Origin of the sequence: Brooklawnia sp. (assembly GCF_049651565.1) — a bacterium.
GTDB lineage: Bacteria > Actinomycetota > Actinomycetes > Propionibacteriales > Propionibacteriaceae > Brooklawnia.
Genome location: NZ_JBASCI010000239.1, coordinates 1 through 6,953, shown reverse-complemented (window position 1 = coordinate 6,953; position 6,953 = coordinate 1). Strand labels below are relative to the sequence as shown.

Genomic DNA, 6,953 nt, shown 5'->3' with positions numbered 1-6,953 from the left:
CGAGGTATTGGTAGCCGGCCGGTGAGGTCCAGTGGAACACCCCGGGCTCGGGCTGCTGGAGTTGCCAGCCGCCGAAGGTCTTGGCGCGGTGGGTGAATCTGGACAGCGGCCCCAGGTTCCCCAGATGCGTCTGCCCCACTTCGCCCGGGGTGTAGGGGGTGGTGTGGTCCAGGTCGCAGTTGGTGGCGGCCCGGGTGCCGTAGGGGAACACGTCGACCGGGTTGCGTTGTTCGACGGCGAACCGCATCACGGCGGTCGGGTCGTGGGCGTCAACGGCACCGATGGTGGCGGGGTCGATGATCGGCCGGACGATGACCTTGCTGCCGGCCAGGAACCGCGGCAGTTGTTCGGTGAGCAGCGGACCCCACTTGTCGACGTGGGCCACCCCGGTGCCGGCCTGTCCCGCATGGGCCTGCCCATTGGTGTTGATGGCGGGGTCGTCTGCGGCGATGTGGACGACCAGGGTGTGGCTGGGCAGTACGTTCTGGCCGAACGCTGAGCGGGCGAGGATGCCGACGGCGGCGGCGCGGCGGGCGTCCAGGTCGCTACCGCCGGCGGCGGTGGGGTCGTTGGGCAGGCTGTTGGCGATCTGGTTGATCGCCTGGTCGAAGTCGATCCCGTCGGCGGCGTCGACCAGTCCCCAGATCGCGATGTGGCCGTCGTTGATCCCAGACAGGCGCAGGTGGTGGTCCCTGGCTGCTGTTTCGGCGCGTTGGCGGGCGGTGTCCGGGTCGGCTTGGATGATCCAGGCCGGTAGTGCCCGCGTGACTCGTGGCCACGGCCACGCCTGCAACGCGTCCGCCAACTGTTTGTCCACCCAGCCAGCCGCCTGCGCCGACAATGCCGCCGTGGCCTGGCAGACCTTGAGTGCCTGCCAGACCTGCACTGTCCCCGCGAGGACGGTGTTCCACAGTTTGGGCAACCGGTGCCGCAGATCCAGGGCGTCGCCGATCCGGCCCATTGCCGCGTCTGGGCTGATGCCGAGCAACGGCCCGATCTCGGTGGCCAGGAACTCACCCACCAACGGTGTGCCATCATGACCGGGCTGCACCAGCCGTTCCATGCCATCCAGCACCGCTTCCTGGTCGACCTCATATAGGTCGGCGGCGTGCACGATGGCGACCAGCTCGCCGACCTCGGCGGCCAGCCGTTGCTGGTGGGCGTGGTCCAACGCCGCGAACGCGGCCCGGGCGTCTTCGGGTGGTGGTGGCTGGAAGGCCTGCTCTTCGGGTTCCGGTGATTCGGTCATGGGACAAGTCAACCGGCCACCACTGACAAAATCGGCCACAGAGGCCCTCACTTGCGAAACTAATTTCCTATAGTTTCGCTCGAACCCAATTGGTTTGCCCGGCCGGTGAGGTCGTGCTGGTTGGTCGAGGTGGAGCGGCGCGAACCATCGGTCTGCGGGTGCCCTAGGTGTCTAGGGACGGGGCAGGGCGGTGGGCCCAGGCAGGGTGGCCAGGCAGGTTAGCCCGGGGCGCCGCGGTGGGCCCGGGCAGGGTGGCCAGTCAGGTGGGCCGTATCGAGGCGGGCTCGGTGCGCGACGCCTCTGGCCCGTTCGGTCCGCGACGCCCGGGGACAGCTCGGCGGGTGGCGTCCCATAGACCGGCCGATCTGCGAACCAAGAAGGCCTCCGCCACGGAAGGCGACAGCCCGATGCTGGTAGCGTAAGGCGTTGCTTGGGGTGGACAACTCGCAGCGGCAACAGGCGAACCGGAACCTGCCCACAGGTACCTTCGAAGCGGTGAAGGAGATCTCGTGAACACCACACCCGCCCAGACCCCGGTGGCAGCCGTCATTGTCCTGGCAGCCGGCGGTGGCACCCGGATGAAGTCGAAGCGATCGAAGCTGCTGCACGCAGTGGCCGGGCGTCCCATGCTCAGCTACGCCGTCGACGCGGCCCGCGCCCTGGAACCCCGGCACCTGGTCGTGGTGGTTGGGCACCTGCGCGAGCAGGTGGAGGCGCACCTGGCGGAGTACTGTCCTGAGGCGCTGACCGTGGAGCAGGCGGTCCGCAACGGCACCGGTGGCGCCGTTGCGGTCGGGATGGAGAAGCTCGCCGACGTGCGAGGCGAGATCGTGGTCACCTACGGCGACGTCCCAATGCTCAGCGGTGAAACGTTGAAGGCCCTGGTCGCTGCCCACCGCGCCGACCATAACGCCTGCACGGTGCTCACCGCGATGGTCCCCGACCCGACCGGCTACGGGCGCATCGTCCGGGAACAGGGCCAGGTCGCCCGCATCGTCGAGCACAAGGACGCCACCGAAGCCGAGCGGCAGATCACCGAGATCAACTCCGGCATCTACGTCTTCGATGCCGACCTGCTGCGCGCCGGGCTGCCGACCCTGCAGCCGAACAACATGCAGCAAGAGCTCTACGTCACCGACATGATCGGTTACCTGCGCGGCCAGGACGCCCGCGTCGGCGCCTACGTGACCGACGACCTGTGGCAGACCGAGGGCGTCAACGATCGCGTCCAGCTGGCCCGGATGAACGCCGAGGTCAACCGCCGGTTGGTCGAGCACTGGATGCTCGAAGGCGTCACGATCACCGACCCGAAGACCACCTGGATCGAGGCCGACGTCGACCTGGAATCCGACGTCACCATCCTGCCCAACACCCAACTGCTCGGGGCGACCTCGATCGCGACCGGTGCGCTGATCGGCCCCGACACCACGTTGCGGGACGTCGAGGTGGGCGAGAACGCGCATGTGGTGCGTTGTCACGGCGAACTCGCCGTGATTGGGCCGAACGCCGAGGTCGGACCGTACGCGCGGCTGCGTCCCGGCACGGTGCTTGGGCAGCGCGGCCGGATCGGCACCTTCGTGGAGACCAAGAACGCCGAGATCGGCGCCGGGTCGCGTGTCCCGCACTTCAGCTACGTCGGGGACGCCTACCTGGGCGAGGGCGCCTACGTCGGGGCGGGCACCACCTTCGCCAACTTCGACGGGCAGCACCGTCTGCCCACCCACGTCGGTGACCACGTCTTCGTCGGGGCCAACTCGGTGCTGGTTGCGCCGATCGAGATCGGCGACGGCGCCTACGTGGCGGCCGGATCCGCGATCACCAGCGATGTGCCACCCGGCGCCCTGGCCGTGGCGCGTGGCCGCGAACACGTCTCGAGCGGGTGGGTGCGGCGCAAACGTCCCGGCAGCAGGGCCGCAGCCGCGGCCGAGGACGCCACCGGCGAGGTGCACCCCAGGATCGCCGAGGCCCGGGTGCGCGTCCAGCAGACCAACGAGCAGCAGGAGGCTCAGCAGTGACGGGAGTCAAGCGCCCAACCGAGAAGCACCTGATGCTCTTCACCGGCCGGGCAAACCCCGAGTTGGCGCAGTCGGTCGCCGAACTGCTGGGCGTCGAGCTCACCCGACGGCGGCTGATCAGCTACGCCAACTCGGAGATCTACGTGCGCTTCGAGGAATCGGTGCGTGGCTCGGACGCCTTCGTCATCCAGTCCCACCCAGCTCCGGTCAACGAGTGGCTGATGGAGCAACTGATCATGGTGGACGCGCTGAAGCGGGCGTCCGCCAAGCGAATCACCGTGGTGGCGCCGTACTACCCGTACGCCCGGCAGGACAAGAAGCACCTGGGCCGTGAGCCGATCTCGGCGCGGCTGGTCGCCGACCTGTTCTGGGCGGCCGGCGCCGACCGGATCATGAGCGTCGACCTGCACACGGCCCAGATCCAGGGCTTCTTCAACGGCCCGCTCGACCACCTGACCGCGTTGCCGGTCCTGGCCGAGTACGTCTCGGCCAACTACGACCTCACCGACCTGACGATCGTCAGCCCGGACGCCGGGCGGGTAAGGCTGGCCGACACCTGGAGTGACGCGCTCAGCGCCCCGCTGGCAATCATCCACAAGCGGCACGACCCGAACATCGCCAATCAGGTGGTCGTGCACGAGGTTGTCGGTGAGGTGAAGGGACGCACCTGCCTGCTGGTCGACGACATGGTCGACACCGCCGGCACCATCTGCCAGGCCGCCAACGCGCTGATCGAACATGGCGCGCGCCGGGTCATCTGCGCGGCCACCCATCCCATCCTGTCCGGGCCGGCCGCCGACCGATTGAACGCGACGCCGTTCGAGGAGATCATCTTCACCAACACGCTGCCGATACCGGAGGGCATGCATATCGAGAAGGCCACCGTGCTGTCGATCGCGCCGCTGCTGGCCCAGGCGATCCACGAGATCTTCGAGGACGGCTCGGTCACCAACCTGTTCCACGGCAGCCCGGGCTGAGGCCTGGAGCGATTTCGTCCCCCTCGCCCGGGCGCGGTAACATGACGGGGTTGCTTGGCGAGGGGCCGGCGGTGCAGGTCCGTGATCGACTGGTGTTGAGCGCGAGTGGTTCGCGCCCCTCCTTCGCCTGGTCCACAGTTATCGCTTGACGGAGTTGAGGAGACAGATGGCCGACACCATCAATTTGACCGCTGAGGCTCGCGAGGAGTTCGGCAAGGGTGCTTCCCGCCGGATCCGCCGCCAGCACAAGATTCCCGCCGTGCTTTACGGGCGTGGTGAGGATCCCATTCACATCACGCTGCCCGGCCACGACACCATGCTCGCGCTACGTCAGGCCAACGCCCTGCTGAGCATCAACCTGCCCGGCGCCGAGGAGAAGCTGGCGCTGCCCAAGCAGGTACAGCGGCACCCGGTGCGGAACACCATCGAGCACGTCGACCTGCTGATCGTGCGCCGCGGCGAGCGCGTCATCGTGGCGGTGCCGGTGGTCCTGACCGGCGAGCCGGTGGACGATGTCCTGGTCAACCAGGACCTCACCGAGCTCAACGTGTCGGCCGAGGCGACCAGCATCCCGGCCCAGATCGAGGTCTCCATTGAAGGCCTGGAGATCGGCGCCCAGGTTCTGGCCGGTGACGTAGCCCTGCCCGAGGGCGTCGAGCTGCAGGACGATCCCGATAGCCTGATCGTCAGCATCAACCCGGCCATCGCCGTGGAGACAATGCTGGAGACCGGCGAAGAGGAAGAGGCCGGCGAGGTCGAGGAGACCGAGGAGCAGGACGCGGAGTCCGCCGCCGAGTGACCTCATGGTTACTGGTCGGGCTGGGTAACCCCGGACCCGAGTATGAGCGAACCCCCCACAACGTGGGGTTCATGACCGCTGATGAGCTCGCCCGGCGCGCCCGGGCGAGCTTTTCCGCTCCCCGCGGCATGCGTGCCTGGGTGGCCGAGACGATCATCTCCGCCGCCGGACTCGGCGTCCCGCCCGGCGACAAGCTGATCATCGCCAAGCCGCGCACCTACATGAACGAGTCCGGGCAGGCGGTCCGGCTGCTGGCCGGCTTCCACCGGGTCCCGACCGACCGGCTGGTCGTCGTCCACGATGAGCTCGACCTCGACGTCGGGCAGTTGCGACTCAAGATCGGTGGCGGGGACAACGGCCACAACGGCCTGAAGTCGATCCGGGCCCACCTGCACACCGGCGACTTCCACCGCGTCCGGATCGGGGTCGGACGCCCACCGGGCCGGCGATCCGCCACCGACTACCTGCTCAGCCCGATCCCGGCTGCGCTGCGCGAGGACCTCGGCGTCGAGGTGGCACGGGCCGCGGACGCCTGCGAGGCGCTGATCACCAGGGGTCTGGTGGCCGCCCAGAACGAGTTCAACCGTTGAACCGCACTCGGCGAGCGAGCGGAGCGATCGACTTGAGCCGGTCTCCTAGGCTGGTGCGGTGAGTTTTTCCGGCCTGTTCGAGGCGGTGGCGGCCGACCGCGGTGTCGCAGCAGTGATTGCCGAGGCGAAGGCCGGTCTGGTGGCCTCCGACCTGACCTGCGCGCCAGGGTCGCGTCCCGTCCTGATCGCCACCCTGGCGAGGCGGACCGAGCGTCCCCTGCTGGTGGTGACGTCGACCTTCCGGGAGGCCGAACAACTCACCGCCACCCTCGCGTCCCTGCTGGGCGACGAGCAGGTCGTCTACTACCCGGCGTGGGAGACCCTGCCGCACGAACGCCTCAGCCCCCGTTCGGACACCGCCGGACGGCGGCTGCAGGTGCTGCGCCGGATCACCGGGCGGGACGAGGCCCCGCCCCCACGGGTCGTGGTGGCCCCCGTCCGCTCGATGCTGCAACCGCAGGTCGCCGGGCTGGCGGAACTGCGTCCGGTACGGCTGCGGGCCGGCGCCGAGTACGAGATGGAGCAGCTCGCCGCCGACCTGGTCGCGGCTGCCTACCAGCGGGTGGACCTGGTCGAGCGCCGCGGCGAGTTCGCGATGCGCGGCGGCATCGTCGACGTCTTCCCACCCACCGAGGACCACCCGGTGCGGCTGGACTTCTTCGGCGACGAGATCGACACCATCACCTACTTCCAGGTCGCCGACCAGCGCTCCACCGACCGCACCCTGACCGAGGTGGAGGCCGCACCCTGCCGGGAGCTGTTGATCACCGACGGGGTCCGCCGCCGGGCCGCCCACCTTGTCGCCGACCACCCCGAACTGGCAGAACTGCTGGAGAAGGTCGCCGCCGGGCAGGCCGTGGAGGGTATGGAGGCGCTGATCCCGGCGCTGGTCGACCGGCTGGAGCTGCTGGTCGACGTGCTGCCCAGCAACGCGCTGGTGCTGGTCAACGACCCCGAGCTGGTCCGCATCCGGGCCGAAGACCTGGTCCGCACCAGCCAGGAGTTCCTGCAGGCCGGCTGGGCCGCGGCAGCCACCGGCGGCAGGGCTCCCATCGACCTGGGCGCCAGTGCCTACCAGCAGTTGGGCGAGGTGCGCTCGCACGCCCTGCAGCTGGGATTGGGCTGGTGGTCGCTCTCCAGCTTCGCCGCCGCCCCGGACGCCGACGAGGTCGACGTGGATGCCAGCGTGGCCGGCGTCCCATCGCGGCACCTCGACCTGCACGACACCGCCGCCTGGCACGGTGACGTCAACGGCTTCATCGACCAGATCAGGCTCGACGTGGCCGACGGTTGGCGCGTCCTGCTCAGCGTGGAAGGCCCCGG

At 69.2% G+C, this 6,953-nt stretch carries 5 protein-coding genes and 1 pseudogene; 5 read left to right on the top strand and 1 reads right to left on the bottom strand.

Annotated features, from left to right (window positions below; all coding sequences use genetic code 11):
• Positions 1-1,249, bottom strand: a 1,249-nt coding sequence (locus WBL05_RS11430; protein WP_424226029.1) for a DUF222 domain-containing protein, incomplete at its 3' end; no start/stop codon positions are given.
• Positions 1,250-1,758: 509 nt separating this feature from the next.
• Here WBL05_RS11430 and glmU point away from each other — a divergent pair.
• From glmU to WBL05_RS11405, 5 genes and pseudogenes are all read left to right on the top strand, one after another.
• On the top strand, positions 1,759-3,264 hold the full coding sequence (gene glmU, locus WBL05_RS11425; protein WP_424226027.1) for a bifunctional UDP-N-acetylglucosamine diphosphorylase/glucosamine-1-phosphate N-acetyltransferase GlmU: 1,506 nt from the start codon (positions 1,759-1,761) through the stop codon (positions 3,262-3,264).
• Between the two features lie 32 nt (positions 3,265-3,296).
• Entirely contained in the window at positions 3,297-4,241 is a 945-nt protein-coding gene (locus WBL05_RS11420) for a ribose-phosphate diphosphokinase (RefSeq protein ID WP_424226030.1), read from the top strand.
• Between the two features lie 166 nt (positions 4,242-4,407).
• Positions 4,408-5,040 (top strand): 50S ribosomal protein L25/general stress protein Ctc, encoded by a 633-nt coding sequence (locus WBL05_RS11415; RefSeq protein ID WP_424226026.1) that lies wholly within the window; start codon positions 4,408-4,410, stop codon positions 5,038-5,040.
• On the top strand, positions 5,037-5,630 hold the full coding sequence (gene pth / locus WBL05_RS11410; RefSeq protein ID WP_424226024.1) for an aminoacyl-tRNA hydrolase: 594 nt from the start codon (positions 5,037-5,039) through the stop codon (positions 5,628-5,630). Before WBL05_RS11415 ends, pth begins: the two co-directional genes overlap by 4 nt.
• Positions 5,631-5,688: 58 nt before the next feature.
• Positions 5,689-6,953 (top strand): annotated as a pseudogene (locus tag WBL05_RS11405) (transcription-repair coupling factor); the annotation flags it as partial.